General features: G+C 60.9%; 17 protein-coding genes, 1 tRNA gene and 1 pseudogene. 13 read left to right on the top strand and 6 right to left on the bottom strand.

Annotated features, from left to right (window positions below; genetic code table 11):
• Positions 1-6: 6 nt before the first annotated feature.
• Complete coding sequence (locus ABIC17_RS04910; RefSeq protein ID WP_354279706.1) at positions 7-294, top strand: hypothetical protein; 288 nt, start codon at positions 7-9, stop codon at positions 292-294.
• Positions 295-463: 169 nt separating this feature from the next.
• On the opposite strand, the gene ABIC17_RS04905 is transcribed toward ABIC17_RS04910, so the two are convergent.
• Both ABIC17_RS04905 and ABIC17_RS04900 read right to left on the bottom strand, forming a co-directional pair.
• Positions 464-739, bottom strand: coding sequence for a hypothetical protein (locus tag ABIC17_RS04905; RefSeq protein ID WP_354279705.1), 276 nt, complete (start codon positions 737-739; stop codon positions 464-466).
• 75 nt (positions 740-814) lie between these two features.
• Positions 815-1,186 (bottom strand): nuclear transport factor 2 family protein, encoded by a 372-nt coding sequence (locus tag ABIC17_RS04900; RefSeq protein WP_354279703.1) that lies wholly within the window; start codon positions 1,184-1,186, stop codon positions 815-817.
• A 196-nt stretch (positions 1,187-1,382) separates the two neighbouring features.
• Here ABIC17_RS04900 and ABIC17_RS04895 point away from each other — a divergent pair, with 196 nt between their 5' ends.
• On the top strand, positions 1,383-2,969 hold the full coding sequence (locus ABIC17_RS04895; RefSeq protein ID WP_354279701.1) for a class II 3-deoxy-7-phosphoheptulonate synthase: 1,587 nt from the start codon (positions 1,383-1,385) through the stop codon (positions 2,967-2,969).
• A gap of 24 nt (positions 2,970-2,993) precedes the next feature.
• On the opposite strand, the gene ABIC17_RS04890 is transcribed toward ABIC17_RS04895, so the two are convergent.
• Entirely contained in the window at positions 2,994-3,140 is a 147-nt protein-coding gene (locus ABIC17_RS04890) for a lmo0937 family membrane protein (RefSeq protein WP_277967943.1), read from the bottom strand.
• A gap of 173 nt (positions 3,141-3,313) precedes the next feature.
• On the opposite strand from ABIC17_RS04890, the gene ABIC17_RS04885 reads away from it, so the two are divergent.
• From ABIC17_RS04885 to ABIC17_RS04870, 4 genes and pseudogenes are all read left to right on the top strand, one after another.
• Positions 3,314-3,388 (top strand) — tRNA-Glu (locus ABIC17_RS04885).
• Positions 3,389-3,474: 86 nt separating this feature from the next.
• Positions 3,475-4,821 (top strand): DUF6538 domain-containing protein, encoded by a 1,347-nt coding sequence (locus tag ABIC17_RS04880; RefSeq protein WP_354279699.1) that lies wholly within the window; start codon positions 3,475-3,477, stop codon positions 4,819-4,821.
• Positions 4,803-5,796, top strand: a pseudogene (locus tag ABIC17_RS04875) (IS3 family transposase); the annotation flags it as partial. The gene ABIC17_RS04880 and the pseudogene ABIC17_RS04875, both read left to right, overlap by 19 nt.
• Before the next feature lie 1,802 nt (positions 5,797-7,598).
• A complete protein-coding gene (locus ABIC17_RS04870; RefSeq protein WP_354279697.1) occupies positions 7,599-8,645 on the top strand; it encodes an ABC transporter ATP-binding protein in 1,047 nt (348 codons plus the stop codon).
• Positions 8,646-8,793: 148 nt separating this feature from the next.
• Here ABIC17_RS04870 and ABIC17_RS04865 read toward each other — a convergent pair whose 3' ends face one another.
• A complete protein-coding gene (locus ABIC17_RS04865) occupies positions 8,794-9,954 on the bottom strand; it encodes an FAD-dependent monooxygenase (protein WP_354279695.1) in 1,161 nt (386 codons plus the stop codon).
• A 63-nt stretch (positions 9,955-10,017) separates the two neighbouring features.
• Here ABIC17_RS04865 and ABIC17_RS04860 point away from each other — a divergent pair, with 63 nt between their 5' ends.
• Entirely contained in the window at positions 10,018-10,668 is a 651-nt protein-coding gene (locus ABIC17_RS04860; protein WP_354279693.1) for a TetR/AcrR family transcriptional regulator, read from the top strand.
• Positions 10,669-10,910: 242 nt separating this feature from the next.
• On the opposite strand, the gene ABIC17_RS04855 is transcribed toward ABIC17_RS04860, so the two are convergent.
• Complete coding sequence (locus ABIC17_RS04855; RefSeq protein WP_354279691.1) at positions 10,911-11,525, bottom strand: TetR/AcrR family transcriptional regulator; 615 nt, start codon at positions 11,523-11,525, stop codon at positions 10,911-10,913.
• Positions 11,526-11,574: 49 nt separating this feature from the next.
• On the opposite strand from ABIC17_RS04855, the gene ABIC17_RS04850 reads away from it, so the two are divergent.
• Positions 11,575-12,420, top strand: coding sequence for an oxidoreductase (locus ABIC17_RS04850; RefSeq protein WP_354279689.1), 846 nt, complete (start codon positions 11,575-11,577; stop codon positions 12,418-12,420).
• Positions 12,421-12,507: 87 nt separating this feature from the next.
• Here ABIC17_RS04850 and ABIC17_RS04845 read toward each other — a convergent pair whose 3' ends face one another.
• Positions 12,508-13,422 (bottom strand): LysR family transcriptional regulator, encoded by a 915-nt coding sequence (locus ABIC17_RS04845; protein ID WP_354279687.1) that lies wholly within the window; start codon positions 13,420-13,422, stop codon positions 12,508-12,510.
• Between the two features lie 129 nt (positions 13,423-13,551).
• Between ABIC17_RS04845 and ABIC17_RS04840 the strand changes: the two genes are divergently transcribed.
• The 5 genes from ABIC17_RS04840 to ABIC17_RS04820 all read left to right on the top strand — a co-directional run bounded on the left by ABIC17_RS04840 (position 13,552) and on the right by ABIC17_RS04820 (position 18,958).
• A complete protein-coding gene (locus ABIC17_RS04840; RefSeq protein ID WP_354279685.1) occupies positions 13,552-14,259 on the top strand; it encodes an SDR family oxidoreductase in 708 nt (235 codons plus the stop codon).
• Between the two features lie 14 nt (positions 14,260-14,273).
• Positions 14,274-15,254 carry an amidohydrolase family protein gene (locus tag ABIC17_RS04835; protein ID WP_354279683.1) on the top strand — a complete coding sequence of 327 codons (981 nt, stop codon included), beginning with the start codon at positions 14,274-14,276 and terminating at the stop codon, positions 15,252-15,254.
• Between the two features lie 41 nt (positions 15,255-15,295).
• Entirely contained in the window at positions 15,296-16,009 is a 714-nt protein-coding gene (locus ABIC17_RS04830) for a siderophore-interacting protein (protein ID WP_354279681.1), read from the top strand.
• Between the two features lie 96 nt (positions 16,010-16,105).
• Complete coding sequence (locus tag ABIC17_RS04825) at positions 16,106-16,531, top strand: GNAT family acetyltransferase (RefSeq protein WP_354279679.1); 426 nt, start codon at positions 16,106-16,108, stop codon at positions 16,529-16,531.
• Positions 16,532-17,347: 816 nt separating this feature from the next.
• On the top strand, positions 17,348-18,958 hold the full coding sequence (locus ABIC17_RS04820; RefSeq protein WP_354279677.1) for an alpha-N-arabinofuranosidase: 1,611 nt from the start codon (positions 17,348-17,350) through the stop codon (positions 18,956-18,958).
• Positions 18,959-19,195 lie beyond the last annotated feature (237 nt).

The following is a 19,195-nucleotide window of genomic DNA, read 5'->3' as shown; positions in this document are numbered from 1 at the left end:
GTCCCAATGCTCAAACGCAAGGTGCCGCTTCAGATCGCGAAAGTCGCCGCCGGTCTTTGCACCTACGGGGTGGTATCACTTTCACTCGGCGCGACGCAAATTGCTGGTTCGATGGGAGTGCATTTCCTTGACCAGCCTAACTGGATTTTTGCAATTATCGTAATACCGGTTTTTGCGATCAGCATGACCATCTGGGCAAGTTTACATGAGGGCCGCCAGTGGGCGCTCGCTATGGCGGCTTACTTTAGCGTCATAGCAAGCCCGTTGCTCTGGATTGTAGTCACGCGCTCGTGATTCAAAGTGGCGGTCTCTGGAATAGGTCGTTACCGCTCTAAACAACTCATATTGGGCGTTTTCGGCTCGTTTGCTTCTACGCCCAAAAGGTGCTCGTAGGCTTTGAGGAACGGTCACCGCGCTTGCAGTGCCTGAACGTCACGACCTGGCGGTAAGCAGACGTTTCAGTCTAATCCTCCGCATCCATAATCGGCTGCCGATTCAGCAAGCGGCGAACGGTGTGCATGCCGATAAAGCTGAACAGGATAATTCCATAGCTTCCACCGAGAAGCACGGCTGCCGCGATCAGCACCATGGACCAGAACTGGGTCACTTCGACGCCTACCAAGCGAACGATGAAGGCGGCAGCTACCATGTAGAGAAACGCGAGTATGATGCCGCTACCTAAGAAGTAGCCCCGCAAGCGGCGACGAGCGCGTTTCAGGCGCGCAGCTTTCATTGTCATCGTCGAGAGGATGCCAGCCCGGTGCGATGTCCGCAACTGGGCCAAGGCCGTCATCCGCATTAGCGATCGGACCGCCTACCCCGCCCCCGCCGGATCGAAGAAGAACCAGTGTTCATGGATCTTGCCGTCAAGAATACGCACGGCATCCGCGCCACTGACGGTGATCTGTCCCGGAGGCCCGCCGTGCCAGCGTGTGACCGCCATACCGTGATGGCCAAGCGTCGGCCCGGTGACCGCGAACCGGAAGTCGGGCGGCATATCAGCAAGGACACCCGCGACGGTATCGGAAATGGCGGCATGTCCGGTGATCGACCGCTCGGGTTCGTAGATGTGCGCCTCGGGGTGATAGATCTCCGCCAGCGCGGCCAGCCTCCTGTCGCCGTCATGTTCGTTCCAGACCCGTTCGATGCTCGCTTCGAGCAGGCCGGTCGCGATCGCGTCGTTCATGTCGGATTCCCGTATCTGTCCGGCAACGCTGCCGAGGGGGTGCCACCAAAACGCCTAGCCAGGACAAGATATCAGATCAGCCAGGGCGGCGGCAAATCGCCATCAGCGGCCCGCAGCAAACATGACGGCCTACAAATTACCCAGCAAGGGAAATCCGTGTTGCACCTCTTACCCAGCCTGGGTAATAACCTCCCGCATGACAACGATGGCCGGCCTCAAGATCAAACGCTTCCGCGAAGAACGGGGCCTCACCCGGGCTGCGTTCGGGGCGTGGTATGGCGCGCCGGGCTCGACCGTTCAGGGCTGGGAAGAGGATGGCAAGCGCGCCAGCGGCCCGGTGGTCAACCAGATCGCCGCCAACGCCATCGCGGCACACGCCGACTGGTATTTACAGATTCGTATGGAGAACGACATGAGCAGCTGGGCCCCCGATAGCTGGACCCGCGCCGACGCGCGCCAGATGCCGCATTACGAAGACGCCGCAGCGCTCGACGCCGCGACGACGCAGCTCAGCTCCTTCCCCCCGCTCGTCTTCGCGGGCGAGGCACGCAACCTGACTGCCGATCTCGCGCGCGTCGCCGAGGGCAAGGCGTTCCTGCTGCAAGGCGGCGACTGCGCCGAGAGCTTCGCCGAGCATAGCGCGAACAACATCCGCGATACGTTCCGCGTCATCCTCCAGATGGCGGTCGTGTTGACCTTCGCGTCCAAGCTGCCGACGGTGAAGCTCGGCCGAATGGCGGGGCAATTCGCCAAGCCGCGTTCGGCCGACACCGAGACGATCGGCGACGTCACCCTGCCCGCCTATCGCGGCGACATCGTCAACGACATCGCCTTCACGCCTGAGGGCCGCGCGAACGATCCGCAGCGGATGATCCGCGCGTACAGCCAGTCGGCGGCGACGCTCAACCTGCTGCGCGCGTTCGCGGGCGGTGGCTATGCCAACCTCCACCAGGTCCATCGCTGGACGCACGATTACATGGGCCGCAGCCCGTGGGCGAAGAAGTTCGCCGACGTCGCCGACCGGATCGGTGAGTCGCTCGACTTCATGGAAGCGTGCGGGATCAGCCCGGAAACGGTGCCGCAGCTCGCGCAGACGAGCTTCTACACCAGCCACGAGGCGCTGCTGCTGCGCTACGAACAGGCGCTGACGCGGCAGGATTCGCTGACCGGCGACTGGTATGACACCAGCGCGCATTTCCTGTGGATCGGCGACCGCACCCGCTTCGAAGGCAGCGCGCACGTCGAATATCTGCGCGGGATCGGCAATCCGATCGGGATGAAGTGTGGGCCCAGCCTTGAGCCCGACGCGTTGCTGCGGCTTCTCGACACGCTCAACCCGTCGCGCATCCCGGGGCGGATGACGCTGATCACGCGCTATGGCCACGACAAGATCGAGGCGGGGCTCCCCAAGCTGGTGCGTGCGGTGCTGCGCGAGGGGCATCCGGTGGTGTGGAGCTGCGATCCGATGCACGGCAATACGGTCAAGGCGGCAACGGGGTACAAGACCCGGCCGTTCGATCGTATTCTGGCGGAAGTGCGCGGGTTCTTCGCCGTGCATCGCGCCGAGGGCTCGATCGCAGGTGGCATTCACGCCGAGATGACGGGGCAGAACGTCACGGAATGCACCGGCGGTGCGGTCGACGTGACCGAACAGTCGCTTGCCGATCGCTATCACACGCATTGCGACCCGCGGCTCAACGCGGGTCAAAGTCTGGAACTCGCATTCCTGCTCGCGGAAATGCTCAACGTCGAGATGGCGGAACGGCGGCGCGCGGCGGCCTGAGCCGCCCCGCGCCGACCGGCTAAACTAGATCGCTGAACGACCCTGCAGCAGCCGAACGACCACGACGACGGCTGCGATGACGAGCAGGAGATGGATCAATCCGCCGCCGATGTGAACCGCAAGGCCGAGTGCCCAAAGCACCAGCAGAATGACGACGATGGTCCAAAGCATATAAAGTCCCTTTTCAAAACCGGCCCCTCGCCGGAATGGGCAACACGTCACCCATCGGTAGCGGAACGTAACGCTGCCGAACCGGTTCCACGCGATCCGCGGATAGCACCGGCTGGCCAAAACGCCTGTTGACGCGGCGCGAGCGCGTGCGTAAGGACGCACCTCCCGCGCACGGCCCCTTCGTCTAGCGGTTAGGACGACGCCCTCTCACGGCGTAAGCACGAGTTCGATTCTCGTAGGGGTCACCATCTCACCACCAAGTGGTTGAGACTGACGGAATATCAAGAAAATCAACGCTTCGTAAGGCGCCCGGTGCTACAAAAGGGTGCTACAAATGGGACGTCGCATGTCGCATTCCGGCAAGCGCAGCAAATCGCATATCGAGCAATTTCGCATGGTCGTTCCAAAGGACGTCCGCGGGGTCATCGGCAAAACCGCATGGACGGAATCGCTTCGGACCACTGACCATCTGATAGCTTGCAGAAAGCGCGCCGATCTGGTGGCCAGATACACTGCGGAGATCGGGGCAGCGCGAGAAGGAATCGCGGCAGCGCGAGCGGGGATCGCGGCGGCGCAAGCGGAGATCGCCCGCCAAGCGGAGGTTGATGCCGTAGCTCTGCTGGATCAAGCCTTTCAGCGGCTGGCCAAGGCGCGAGGCTCGATGGACCGCGCGATTCAATTGCAACTACAGCTGCTGGCGAACCTGGTCGTGGATTCCTGGGCCGGAGCAGGACAGGACTTGGGTGAGCAGTGGTGGGGAGACTTTCTCGTCCGTGAGCCAGTCATTTGCGATGAACCCGTTCCTTCTCTCGATAGCGAACGCGAGCGCACGGTCTATCGGCTGAAAGCCAATCTGCTGGAGGGGCGCGGCATCATCGACGGTCTCGTGCATCAAGAACTTGCTGCTATTCTCCTCGACCGGGGAGTGTATCATCCGCTCTGGTCGGTAGTCAGTTATATGCGCTCGCTGGAGCCCGACCTGCCTCTCGAACCCGACACACTCTATGAGGTCGTTGCCAAAGCTTATCTACGTCGACTGGTTGACCATCGGTTCGATAGCTGGCCGGAGAATGTCATCGAAGCACTGTCGCCGCTCGGTTGGGGTGCGGCTCCGGCAGAGCCTGCCAAACCGCAACCTGTCCCGATTGCCGTACCGCGACCTGTCCCGGTTGCCGTGGACAATCCTAGCCTCTCAGCGATGCGCCTGTTGGAAGGCCTGCAATACTGGATCAATCAGCGTCGTCCCCGCCAGTCGGCTGTGACCGAAGCTAGACGTGGTGTCGCCCGTTACATCGCCTTGTTCGGCGATGTCATCGTAGGCGACATCACCCGGGCGCAGGTGATCGAGTTCCGCAATCTCATCGCGGACATCCCGCCTCAAACCGAACTCGCCAAGCTCGCCGCTACCCGCTCCACACTACGCTCGGTGATCGATCAGGCGCTTCAGAAACGGAAGATCTGGGAGGAAAGCGACCGACAGCAGCCGGAGCCAGGTAGGCTGGCACCAGGTTCGGTCAAAAAGGATGTAGGTGCGATTAGCCAAATCCTAGGCGCAATTTATTCAGACCTCGGTGAAGGGACGAACGTCGCAGCCGGCATCCAGATCGCCGGCTACTCCAGGACCCGGCAAGGACAGCAGCTGCCTCACCTTTCTTTCACGCCAATGAATACGGTGGCCTGACGGTGTCCGACGCGGCGCTGTTGCGGGCGCTCGAGGACAAGAACCGCCGACTGAAGAAACTGCTGGCGGAATCGATGCTGGACGTGTCGGCGTTGAAGGATCTGCTGGGAAAAGACTGACCCGGTCTGCGGAGCACTACGCTGCGGTGGAGAAGCTGATGGGCGATCATGGCTTCTCCGAGCGTCGCGCCTGCAGGCTGATCGGGGTCGATCGGTCAGCATGGCAATATAATCCGCTGCGCGGGCAGGATGATACTGTGCGCGTGCGGATGCGCGAGATCGCCAATGAGCGCCGTCGGTTCGGCTATCGGCGGCTGGCGATCCTGATCGAGCGTGAGGGGAAAGGCATGAACCTGAAGTAGGTGTATCGGCTGTATCACAAGGACCGGCTGACGGTGCGCAAGCGTGGCGGCCGCAAGCGGGCGCTGGGCACGCGGGCGACGATGGCGACCCCGCAGGAACCCAACCAGCACTGATCGCTCGACTTCGTATCGGATGCACTGGCCTGCGGCCGGCGGTTCCGTATGCTGAACGTCATCGACGTCTACAGCCGGGAGTGCCTGGCGTGCATCCTCGATACCTCGCTTTCAGGCCGGCGCGTTGTCCGCGAGCTGGCCGCCACCGCCGAGCGTCGTGGACTGCCATGCATGGTGGTTAGCGACAACGGAACCGAGCTGACAAGTCACGCCGTTCTTGCCTGGTGCCAGGACACCGGGGTCGAGTGGCATTACATCGCACCGTGCAAGCCCCAGCAGAACGGCCTCGTGGAATCATTTAACAGTCGCTTGCGCGACAAATGCTTGAACGAGCACCTGTTCCCTTCGCTGGCTGCGACGAGACGGATCATCGAGGCATGGCGGACGGACTACAACACCGGCGTCCGCGCAGCAGCCTTGGGGGGTTGACACCCGTCAAGTTTACGAACCGCCCCCGCCCGGAGCATATAGAAGCCAAAGCTAACTTATCAGCGGTCTGAAAACGGGGAGCAGGTCACCGGTACTGGTGTCTTAATATGGGTAAAGGAATGCCGCCGGCTTTGCGGCGGCGCTGACTCAAAGCCAATCAATTAACGCTCGCCGTCGTCTACCCACCCTCTGTCATCCTTTCAGCAAGCGCGTTGAGCATGACGCCTAGCTCGCGATCAAAATCTGAACAATCAATGTTTCAGATTTTGACCATAAAGCTTGAACTCTGGTTACTCAGAAGGCGACATTCAGACTGCCAGCTCGGCTTTCCGGAAGCGGACATTTGTTAGTGCGATCCAGTCAGCGCTCACAGCGACCAAATCTTTCACGCGAAGCGGCGAGATGTGGGACAAACCCGTCGTTCGGCTAATCGGGCGTGAATGTCGGGTTTCGGATAAACTCGCCATTCGCGCGGCTCCCGAGATCTGCTGGGCAACGAGCCAACCTTCACGGTAGCGAATTCGCCGAGTTTGGATCTCAGACCAAAATAGCAGCCGCCTCTCCCGTGACTAAAAACCCCGCCTCCAAGGCTGTCGCGCACTTTCACAATCCGACAGGGTATCTCGGACAGTAGTCCGAACATCGAGCACGTAAGTCACCGCGCTCGCGGCAATTCTCCAGAATTTGCGATCTGCCCTGTCGCCAATCATGTGTTTCCCGACAGGGGCTCTGCGCTCGAAAGCTGCCGATCCGCTCCCGATCACATTGCGACGTTCAGCTGCTATGATCGCGACCATTGTCTCGCAACGCCGACCGGCTAATTTGAAGCACGGAAGCAGACGGACCTTAAGCGCCCATAGTCGGCCATTCGCGCGCCCTTCCCCGTTTCCCAACTTCAGACACGCATTATCCGACAGGGTGCGACCGCTGCTCAATCCGACATCCAGTACCCCTGATACCACCGACTGTGTATCGGGGGTCATGCAGCTGACCTCATCACCTTCACCACGCAGGTCCGAAACGCGCGGCAGCATGTCGCCTCGGAGCAACTGAATGGCAGACGGCGTGAGACAAGGTCGTGGCAGTGTACCCGTCCGTCCTACCACTTGGCGTGAGCGGCTAGGCGCCCTGCGCAATCTACCACCCTTCCTCGCTATGGTATGGGGTAGCAGCCGAAGTCTTACCGCCACGACGGTCGCCGTGCGGTTGGTGCGAGCGCTTTTGCCCGTGGCGACGCTGTTCGTGGGCAAGCTCATCATCGACGAGGTTGTGCACCTGACCCACCTAACGGCTCGTCCGGCTGGGCTCATGGGATGGCTGGGCTCCGGCCTACTCGATCGGCTGGAGGCACTGCTACTGGCCGAATTCGCCTTGGCGGTCGCATCGGACCTCCTTGGTCGGATCGTATTGCTCGTCGACGGGCTCCTATCCGACCGTGTCAGCAATGACGCGAGCGTACGATTGATGGAGCACGCTGCAACCCTGGATCTCGCCGACTTCGAAGACGCGGCCTTCCAGGATCGCATGGACCGCGCGCGCATGCAGGGCAGCGGCCGCATGTCGCTGATGGGGCAGTTATTCAGCCAGGCCCAGGACATCATCACGGTCGTAACCTTCGCCGCGGGTCTGGTCGTTTACGCCCCGTGGCTGATCGTGCTGCTTGCCGTCGCTCTGGTGCCCTCGTTCCTCGGCGAAGCGCACTTCAACGCGCTGAGCTACGCGCTCAGCTACATGCGTACGCCGCAGCGGCGCAAGCTCGATTACGTACGCCAGGTCGCCTACGGCCAAGGAGGTCAAGATCTTCGGCCTCAGCCCTTTTCTGATCGACCGCTATCGTACCATCTCACGCGACACTTACAGCGCAAGCCGACGGTTGGCGCAGCGCCGGGCGGTTTGGGGCTCGGGCTTCGCCGCTCTTGGCACGATCACCTATTACGCGGCCTACGCCTACATTGCTTGGCGCGCGGTCACCGGATCGATCTCAATCGGCGACCTCACCTTCCTCGCGGCCTCGTTCCTGCGGCTTCGCGGACTGCTGGAAGGACTGCTCACCGGCTTCTCGTCGACCGCTGGCCAGGCATTGTACATCGACGACCTGTTCTCCTTCTTCCGGACCGAGCCCGGCATCTGCTCACCGGAGGGAGCGCTGCCATTCCCCGATCCCGTCTGCCAAGGCTTTATCTTCGAGGATGTAGGCTTTCGCTATCCGGGCGCCGAACGATGGGCGGTGCGCCACCTGTCCCTCGCGCTGGGACCTGGCGAGGTGGTCGCACTGGTCGGCGAGAACGGCGCAGGCAAGACCACGCTCGTGAAGCTGCTGGCTCGACTGTACGATCCGGTAGAGGGTCGTCTTCTGCTCGATGGACGCGACCTGCGCGAATACGATCTCGACGGTCTGCGCGCCGCGATCGGCGTAATCTTCCAGGATTTCGTGCGCTACAACCTGCCCGCCGCGGACAACATCGCGGTCGGCCGCATCGAGGCGCGCGGCGATCGCCCGCGGATCGAGGCGGCAGCCTCCGCCGCGCTGGCCGACGGCGTTGTTGCCAAACTTCCGGATGGCTACGACCAGATGATCGGCAAACGGTTTAGGAACGGCGTCGACCTTTCAGGTGGCGAATGGCAGAAGATGGCGATCGCTCGCGCCTACATGCGCGATGCTCAGGTATTGATCCTCGACGAACCCACGGCCGCACTGGATGCGCGCGCCGAGTACGAGGTGTTCCAGCGCTTCCGGGAACTGAGCGCAGGACGCTCGGCGGTGCTGATCTCGCACCGCTTCTCCAGCGTGCGCATGGCGGACCGCATCCTCGTGCTCAGCGACGGCAGAGTGGAGGCGTCGGGTACTCATGACGATCTACTCGCTGCTGGGGGCCGTTATGCCGAACTGTTCGAGCTTCAGGCTGCGGGCTATCGATGATCCGCGGGCACCCAGCGTCATCCCCCGAGAGTGCGAGGCACAGGATTGTGGGGGCCGGAAGTGTGCAGCATCCTGAAGCTAGCGGTTAGCGACGGCGTCCCGTGCAAGCCTCGGGCGCCGTTGCCGTCCGATTACCGGGCAGCAACGCCTATATGTCCATCTCACCTGCCAAGAGCTTGCGATCGCGCTCCGCAAGCTCGGTCTCGTCGGCAGGAAACATCATGGCCAAGCCGTTAGTGGCGGCGCGCTCCTGGACCTCTTCGACGAACGGCCGCAATTCACTTTCGTAATGACGGAAGGCCGCACCATGATCGTCAGGATACCGCTCGAGTGCGTCCGCTAGCCGGCCCGCGCCGATGATCGCCATCGAGCCGCCGAACCCTGCGAGCGGCGAGACGCAGTAGCCCGCGTCGCCGACCAAGGTCACACGACCGCGCGACCAGCAGGGCATTCTGATCTGATTGATCCTGTCGAAATAGAAGTTGTCGTCCCCGTCCACGCTGTCGAGCATTGCCGGCACTTTCCATCCCAAACCGTCAAAATGGTCGTGAATAAGGCGGCGTTGTTGAGCGCGATCGCGGTAGTGATAGTCAATCTCGCCGGCAGTCCGAAAACCGAAGCCGATGTCGGTTCGATCCTCATAGCCGTTCAGCATCGCCATACGTCCGGGCACGCTGAAAACTTGTGACATGTTGGCGGGAAGTAATCTGATGTGCGGCACCACCTTCAGAAAGAAATAGCCGCCCATGAAGTAGGTGAATTGCTCACCCTCACCGAAAACGAGCTTGCGCGTGTTGGACCGGTTGCCGTCGCACCCGATGACCAGAGCATAGTCACCCCGGTGGCCGTTGCTGAAGCTCACCGACACGCCATCTGTGCCCTCATCGAGCTCGACGATCGATTGGCCGAAGAGGATTTCGACCTTGTCCTTCACCGCGGCAGACAGGATATCCAGCAGGTCATCACGGTGAATCTCGTATCGTTCGTGCGCCTCTGGTTCGTTGTCGATACCGATCGATCCCAAGGTGGCGTCATCCGCGTCCTTGAACTCGAACCCGCGCGAGGGCAGGGCCTTAGCGCGCACCGCGTCTGCAAGTCCCATGCGGCTAAGGATTTCGATCGTCTCTCCTTCGATATCGACAGGCGTGCCGCCCCGCCGCAGTTCAGATGCTGTTTCGACGATTGTGACGCTGTGCCCGAGCCGGTGCAGCCAGTAGGCAGTAGCGATGCCGGCAAAGCTCGCGCCACTGACGAGCGCCGATTTGTGGCCTGCTTTGATCGCTGCTGGCGTGACGGTTGATGAAGGCATACGAACATCCTCAAGCTTGGATAAGCTACAAATCTATACCGAGTATATATTTATGTACAATCTATGAATGGATCGACGTTAGACCGCCGAACGCGCAAGAGGCTCGTGACCCGACAGGCGATATCCGATGCCGCCACGCGCCTGTTCATGGAACGTGGCTTTGACCGGGTTACGATCGACGAGATTGCGGAGGCGGCAGATGTCGGACGCATGACAGTCTTCAATCACTTCCCGCGAAAGGAAGACATGTTCTTTGACCGCGAGCGTGAGGCTCATGATGTAGCTGTCGAGGCCATCAGGTCGCGCTCACCGGGCACGTCGCCAATCGAGGCCCTTGGCAAGCTTGCCCACCGCATGGCCGACCAACGTGAACCGGCCTTTCCCCTGTTTGTGGATACCCAGGCCTTTGTCGAGACGGCACAGGCAAGCGAGGCGCTGAAGGCTCGGGCACGACAGATGCGGGATGACTTCATCCGCTTTTTAGCCCCTGTTTTGGCAAAAGTTGCGGATCGCCCCAGCGATGATGCTGATGCCTACCTCGCTGCCGGGCTGATCACTTCGGCATGGAGCACCGCATTCGTACAGTCGCACGCTAAAATGAGCGAAACGGGCGACCTTGATGCAGCGAAGGGCACTTTTCTGGCTTTAGTCGACCGAGGAGTGCGCGGTACGCATGCTGCTTTGTCTGATACACCTTACGCCGCAGGTTCTTGACCCAGTTGTGGACGTTCGCGCTGCGTCCTTGACTTCCCATCTTCGATCGTCCGTTCTTATCGATCTGCGAGTTGCATTCGGCGAATGTGCTTAGCGATCTAACGCTTGTGACGGTGAGGGGCAGACAGGCGGCTTTCATAGATAAGTCACGATTAGCTGGCCGCCTCCCGCGCCCGGCGGTTCCTGCGAATGAGGTTTCTGGAAATGCTGTTGTATAGTGAGCACTACAGACGTTCTAAGATCTAGACCGACAGTTTCGATCGTTCGCTAAACCCCAGTAACAAGGTGCTCGCAACGGCGCGTGCGTCAGGACCGAGCGCCTCGTCAGGGAGTTCGCCAGCGCTCCAAAACGACAACGCGCCACGAAAACCAAGAGCGAGTTGCCTCGGCAAGCAGGCCAATGCGCTCGCCCGGCAGGTGTCCGGGATACCTTCACCTGCTCCCAGCGCTAGCGCCCACAACGCAGTAGACCGGGCCCAGGCATGACCAGCAGACCCTCCGGTCGTGCCGATCCAACTCATCACGGCGCGGTTCACCCCCGGCTCCTCCAGCATCACGGCGACGGCTGTGTCGACAGCAAAGATTACGCGGCATGCAGCGTCAGCGGGAAGTGGCGCCCGGGCGAAGCGCATCGCCATCTTGTCCGTTCGGCGTTCCGACAGGGCGTGCATGATCGCCCCCTTGCTCCCAAAATGATTGAAGGGCGTGGCGAAGCTGACGCTAGCTTCGGCGGCTAGGTCGCGCATGGAAAAGTCGGCCTTGCCACTCCGAAGCAGTCGTTCCGCCGCGTCAATCACGCGCTGGCGCACGGGCTCACCCCGGATAGCAATCTTCTCCCGTGTCTTGTCCTGTGCCATGCCACCATCTATATCATGATATACTTCTTGAGTATAATGGAGGTAGCCCGTGGCAACCATCACCGCAAAGACGTTCCTCATCACTGGCGTAAGTTCCGGCCTTGGCCGCGCGTTTGCCGAGGGTGTCTTGAGCGCCGGCTACCGCGTAATCGGCACGGTGCGCAACGAGGCCGACGCCGATACGTTCGGTGCACTCGCAAAGGGCCGTGCATATCCTCTGATCCTCGACGTGACCGACTTCGCGGCAATTCCAGCTGCAGTGGCCGAGGCGGAGCGGCACGCCGGTCCGATCGATGTGTTGGTGAACAATGCCGGTTACGGTCACGAAGGCGTGTTGGAGGAATCGTCGATGGACGATCTTCAGCGTCAATTTGCAGCTAATGTGTATGGGCCGGTCGCGATCATGAAAGCCGTGCTTCCCGGCATGCGCAAGCGTCGTAGCGGCCACATCATCAACGTGACCTCGATGGGTGGATTTATCACCATGCCGGGAATCAGTTTCTACTGCGGTAGCAAGTTTGCGTTGGAAGGCATCTCGGAGGCGCTCAACAAGGAGGTAGCGGATCTGGGCATTCGGGTGACCGCCTTAGCACCCGGCCAGTTTCGGACGGATTGGGCAGGACGCTCGATGGATCGCACCCCGCGCAGTATCTCCGACTACGACGCTGTGATGGATCCGATCCGGGCGGCGCGTCAGGCCAAGAGCGGCAATCAGCCGGGCGACCCGGCCAAGGCCGCACAGGCTTTGCTCGCATTAGTCGATGCCGAGACCCCACCAGTACGCCTGTTCTTGGGCGAGGACGCGCTAGGTGTGGTCCACCAGAAGCTTGATGCGATGAAGGCCGAGATCGGCGCATGGGATGCGCTTTCCCGTTCAACCAGCTTTGCATCGTAACCGGGGGACCGCCGTTGAGCCGGCGGGTGTTGCTGCTACCGACGGCGACCCCAGCATCTCTGCGAGTTTAGCAAGGATCACTCCGCTTTAGCGGTCCGGCACCGTTTTCCGGGAGATACCGATCACAGTCTCTCGCAGCCACCGGTGCGCGGGATCTGCGTCCATACGGGGGTGCCAGATCGCCGAGACGGCAATCTCCGGCGTAGGCACGGGAAGTAGGAACGTGGCGATCCCTTCCCAGTCCGATGTTTTGCGACGAAAACCCGAACCGGGTACGAGCGCGATCAGGTCCGACTGACTGGCGATCCGCAAGGCGTCGGAGAAGCCCGGCACGACGACCATCGTATCGCGGCTCAGTCCCAGCTCTGTCAGCGCGGCATCGACCGGTCCGGTGAACATGCCACGGCGGGACGCCGTGACATGCCGGCAGGCAGCATAACGTTCGGGGGTGATCGCGCTTGAAAGAAGCGGATGTCCCGTCCGAGCTGCCCCGACAAACCGGTCGCGGAAGATGAGTCGCGTGCGCATCTCGGGCGCGGAAGCGCCAAGCACACCGATTTCAAGGTCGATCTGCCCTGCGCGCAGCGGCTCGGCATTCTTGTCGGGCTTTGGCGCGAAGCGCAGGCGGACACGCGGCGCAGCTGACGCGATGGCGGCCACCAAAGGACCGCAGAACATCTCGACGAAGCCTTCGCTTGCGCGGATGGTGAAGGTGCGGTCCAGCTTTGCAATATCAATTTCGCCTGCTGCCGGTCTCAGGACCGCGCGAACGTCGCGCACGAGCGCGTGCACCTCGTCGCGCATCGCAATCGCCCGCGGCGTCGGCACCAGGCTACGTCCAGCTCGGACTAACAGCGGATCACCCGTGGCGCTTCGCAGCCGCGTCAAGGTCCGGCTCATAGCGGACGCGCTCAGCCCGAGCTTTCGCGCTGCCCCGGTCACGCTCCCCTCGGACAGAAGCACGTCCAACGCGCCTAGTAGGTTGAGGTCGAGGTTGGTCATGGTGGCACCCATGCGCGATCCAAGACCGTTATCACAGGCGTTATATGCAACTATACAGTGCACGGGCAGCGTCTAGCGCGTTGATCCAGCAACGATGCATATCGCCCCGACACACTGCCGGAGCACAGCATGACTCGAGAAACTTCCAATTCCACCACGATCCTGCTGATCGGCGCATCCCGCGGCCTAGGCCTCGGTTTGGCCGATGAGTTCGCGAAGCGTGGGTGGCACGTCGTCGCCACCGCGCGCGCGGGCGCTCGAACCGAGCTGCACGACTTGGCCGACGCACACCCCGACCATATCGAGGTCGAGACCGTCGATATTACGCAACCGGAGCAGATCTTTTCGCTGCGCGACCGCCTCGTCGGCAGGTCCTTCGACATGCTGTTCGTCAACGCCGGCACCGCGAACATGCAGGACGAAATCGCCGGCCAGATCGCGAGCGCGGAATTTGCGCGTGTGCTGGTAACAAATGCGCTCGGCCCGATGCGCGTGATCGAAGCCTGCCGAGACCTCGTCACAGCGGAGGGGTTGATCGGGGTCATGTCCTCGGGTCAGGGCAGCATCACGAACAATGCCAACGGCCTGCACGAGGTCTATCGCAGCAGCAAGGCAGCACTCAACCAGCTCGTGCGGAGCTACGCAGCACGCCATGCAGAGGATCGTCGCGCGCTGGTGCTGATGGCACCCGGCTGGATCCGAACTCGGCTCGGCGGTCCCAAGGCGCCGTTTGGTGTGGAGGAGAGCGCTCCCCTCATCGTCGACACACTGCTCGGCCGTCAAGGCGACCCAGGTCTGGCCTTCCTTGATCGCGACGGGAACACGGTCCCATGGTGATTGCGTCTCCGACGATGCTCATCGGCATCGAAGAACACTTTCTCACCCCCGCAATCGAGAGTGCTTGGCACGCGATCGGCCTGGAAGCGACCGACCCGAGCGTCGGCTACCATCAAGGTGCGTTCGGTCGACGCCTCATCGACTTGGCGGACGAACGGCTCAGGTTGATGGACGAAACCGGCCTGGACATGCAGGTACTGTCTTTAACCACGCCCGCGCTGCACGATCTCGGCCCCAAGAGCGTAGAGTTGGCGCAGCGTACCAACGATGCCGTGGCCGAGGCGGTCGCGCGCCACCCGACCCGGTTTCAAGCGATGGCGACACTGCCGGTGTCCATGCCCGACGTAGCAGCGTGCGAACTTGAGCGTTGCGTTTCGACATTAGGGTTTAGTGGCACGATGCTGTGCGGCCGGGTCGGCCAGCTCCATCTGGATGATCCGACGCTTGCGCCCCTTCTCGATTGTGCAGCGGCGTTAAGTGTGCCGGTGTTGCTGCATCCCCGCACGCCACCAACAGCGGTACGCGATGCATACTATTCCGGCTTTTCACCGCGCGTGGATGCCGTCCTTGCGACCGTCGGGCTGGGCTGGCACTATGATGCCGGCATTCAGTTTCTGCGGCTCGTCCTGGCAGGCACGTTCGATCGTTTACCGAAGCTTCAGGTAATCCTCGGCCATTGGGGCGAGCTTATCCTCTTCTATGCAGAGCGGCTGGCGGTCATGGATCGCTTCGCCGGTCTGTCGCATCCGCTCGCGCACTATATGCGTCACAACCTGTACGTGACAGCAAGCGGCATGTTCCTGCCCCACTATCTGGAGCGGGCGTTGGCCGTGGTTGGCCCGGACCGGCTGCTGTTCTCGACCGATTATCCCTACCAATACCGTGAAGGCGGCGACGCGCGTCGTTTCCTAGCAGAATGTGGCTTGAGCGACGTCGATAAGGCGGCGTTCGCGCATGGCAACTGGCTCAGGCTAACGGGCGGTTCAGCCGCTTAGCCAGTCCAATACCCATCACGCGAAGCAAGGATCAAGACTATATGGCCAATTCCGCAGGCGCCTTGAGCCGCGCGTTCGCCCGTGTGATCGCACGACGCGCGACGATCGTCACCACAGAAAAACTCGGACACGACCTCGTGGTAATAACGCTCGAGGCACCCGGCTTTAAGGGCGTGAAGTGGACGCCTGGTGAGAAGGTGCAGATCGCGATGAGTTCAATATTTGAAACTCGGACCTACACGCCATTCGAATGGGATCGGGACATGGGCCGCCTCCGAATCTTAGGGTTTCTGCACGGCTCTGGGCCAGGATGCGACTGGCTCCGCACGGCAAGAGCTGGCGACTCCTGCGACGTTCTTGGTCCCCGCCATTCACTAACCGTGGGGCCCGCGGAAGGGCCCGTCGCGTTCTTCGGCGACGAGACATCGGTAGCTTTCGCCTATGCACTATCTCGAGAGGGGCGAAACCTTTGCTCTTGTTTTGTCGAGGTGCGAAATGCGGAATCTACGCATGATCTCTGCAAGCAATGGAATCTTAATACCATGAATGTGGTGGCGCGAACCGCCAACGAAAGCCACCTCAATACGTTAAGGGCGGCACTTCCTGCCTTGGCGGATGAGGGCGCGACGTTTATTCTGACGGGTAAGGCCCAGACGATCCAGCATCTGCAGGCTGGGCTCAAGGACCTAAATGTTCAACCGCGTCGCATCATGAGCAAGGCGTATTGGTCGCCTGGCAAAACGGGTTTGGACTGACATTCTGATTGGCTGCACATCCCGATTGGCAGCCTGCAGATCGAAGCCTTCGGCCAGCACCTTCCCCGTCATGAGATAGAAGACTACGAGGGCGTCATGTTTATGATCGTACGCACCGCAACGTCAGAAGACGAAACCGACGTCACTGAGTTGTGGCGGTCCTGCAATCTCGTGGCGAACTACAACGACCCTGCAGTAGACTTCCGTTTCGCGTTGCTAGGCCCCAACTCGACCGTTCTTGTTGGCAATGCGGAAGGTCGTATTTGCGGAAGCGTTATGGTGGGACACGATGGACACCGCGGCTGGCTTTATTATGTCGCTTCCGCCCCTGATCAGCAACAGCAAGGCACCGGTCAGGCGATGATCGAAGCTGGAGAGAAGTGGCTTAGGGAGAGAAATGTAATTAAGGTTCAGCTGATGATCCGGAACACGAATACGGCGGTGGTGCCTTTTTATCAGCGCCTCGGCTACGAGGAGTCACCCCGTATACTTATGAGCAAGTGGCTTAGTAAGACCGATTAGGCGCACGCCGGTTTCTCATGCAGGTTTGGCGCGGTCAAAAGCAGACGTTGGCCCAGGTCTATTTGCCTGTTTTCGAGGCTTTTGTGCGGGGATTTTGACCGCGGCAGCATCCTAACCGGCCCGACCACTCACCACCAATTGTAGCCGTTCAGCGGCCGGATGGGCGGAAAACCCGTTTGTAATCATGACTGTGCGACAAACAGGTATTTTCGGACATGGCAGGCAACTCGCCTCTCACTCATCAGGGGGATGGCTGGCATGGGTCACGAAGCCGCGCATCGTGCTCGCATAGCGTAAGTGGCAGGTTTTGGTAGAAGCCGCCGTTCAAACCTAGGTGAAGAATGGCGTGAGTTGGTCGAGAGCTGCCATCGGCTCTGCGGCGGCGCTAACCCAAAACAAGTCAACGACGCTCGCTGTCGCCTACTAACCTCGGCCATCCATCCAGCAAGCGCTTTATGCAATTACGGCCAGCTGTCGATCAATATCTGAACAATTAATGGTTCAGATTTTGATAATCAAGTTTGGATCCTTTTTAACCCATAGTCGGCCATTTGCGCCCCCTCCCCCGCTGCCCAACTTCAGACTCTCATTCAGGTGCGTTGATATCGATTATGCAGCTGCCGACGTCTTGTGGCGCTGCGCTCGACTTTGAACAATTCGATAAAGTTTAGGTGGCCCTAGGCCGCATAACGCAGTGATAAGATTGTGGGTCGGGACAGGTTCGGGACAACACACGCGGAATTGTTCCTATGAATAGTTCAGGCTATGTTGTCTGATAATTGCGGGCTGTCCGAAGCGGCTGCAAGGGGGGATGGCATGAGAAAGCTCTTCAGTATGGTCGCGGCAGCAATGGCTGCCTCTTCGGCATCTTCAGCTCCTCCACAAGCGGCACCGATTACGGTTTCGATCGCGGCGGATGGCACCGGCCCTAAGATCAATCCCGACATCTTCGGCCAGTTTGCAGAGAATCTGGGCACTGGGATTTACGGGGGCGTTTGGGTTGGCGAGGGTTCAGCCATCCCGAACGTGCGCGGCTTACGCAGCGACGTTGTGACTGCACTAAAGGGCTTGAAAGTACCCAGCGTACGCTGGCCCGGTGGCTGTTTCGCCGACGAATATCATTGGCGCGATGGCATCGGTCCGCGAGCAAAGCGTGCCGTCACCGTCAACGGAAGCTGGGGCAACGCGCTCGAAAAAAATGATTTCGGCACGGACGAGTTTTTCGACTTCATCCAGCAAATCGGATCGGAGGCCTATATCTCTGTCAACATGGGATCGGGGAGCGTCAAGGAAGCTGCCGACTGGATGGCGTATATGACCGCCGACCCGGGCACGACTGCCGGCGCCGAACGCGCCGCCAACGGTCACCGCGATCCTTACCAGGTGAAGTTCCTCGGTATCGGCAACGAAAGCTGGAGCTGCGGCGGCGCGTATCGATCGGAATATTACGTTGACGAGATGAAGCGCTACGCCCGCTTCGCGCGCAACCTGAACCTCAAGCAGCAAGGTACAGACAACCCGGCGGGCGGATCGGTCGCCGGATCGAGTCCTATGCGGCGTATCGCGGTCGGGCCGGGATCGCCGGGGACCGACTATACCGAGGCGGTGATGCGCGCGTGGAAGGGACACGATTGGAGCTGGAGCATCGAAGGGGTGTCGCTGCACAATTATACCTGGGTCAGCTGGCCGCCGACCTACGCCAGCACTGGGTTCGGTGAGCGCGAATATGCGACCCTGATCAAAGACACGCTGAAGATGGAGGATATGATCCGCATTCATTCCGCCGTCATGGATAAGTACGACCCGGCCAAGAAGGTCCCGCTGGTCATCGACGAATGGGGCGTCTGGCTGGCCAAGCTGCCCGGCAGCCGCGACGGTTTTCTGCATCAGCAGAACTCGATCCGCGATGCGATTATCGCCTCCATCAACCTGAACATGTTCGCGCGCCATGCCGACCGCGTTCGGATGACCGCGATCGCCCAGATGGTGAACGTGCTTCAGGCGATGATCCTGACCGACGGACCGAAGATGGTGCTGACGCCCACCTACCATCTGTTCAAGATGTACGTGCCGTTCCAGGATGCGACGCGGTTGCCGATTACCTTTGACGCGGGCATCTATCGTTTCGGCGATGTCAGCTTGCCGCGCATCGACGCGATCGCCGCGCGCGCAGCAGACGGAAAATTATGGATCGCGTTGACAAACGTCGACCCCAGCGCGCCGGCGCAAATCGATGCGCAGATCCAGGGCATACGGGCGCGGGCCGCGTCCGGCACGGTGCTGACCGCCGACCGGGTCGATGCCGTCAACACCTACGACAAGCCGGACTCGGTCGTGCCGCGGCAGATTGCTGCCCGCGTGAGCAACGGGCGGATCAGCCTGACGCTACCGCCGAAATCGGTCACGGTGCTGTCGGTCACGCAGTAGCGGGTGCAGTGGAACGCATCTTACAAAACGCCGCGGGACGCCCATCGTGATCGATACGATGTTCGCGAAAAGTGTGCGGGTTACAGGGTCGGGCGAGGAGAACGCTACATTCAGTCAAGCACGTGTCCCTCCCGGCAATTCTTGGGGTGGCACTACTCCGCCAAAAAACTAAGATCCGCTATTGGCCTTAGCCGCCCGGTAGCTCGGTGGCCGGCTAGACCCAAGCCCGGCCATTCC

Origin of the sequence: Sphingomonas sp. PvP056, assembly GCF_040549155.1 — a bacterium.
GTDB lineage: Bacteria > Pseudomonadota > Alphaproteobacteria > Sphingomonadales > Sphingomonadaceae > Sphingomonas.
This window is presented reverse-complemented; position numbering and strand designations above follow the sequence as displayed.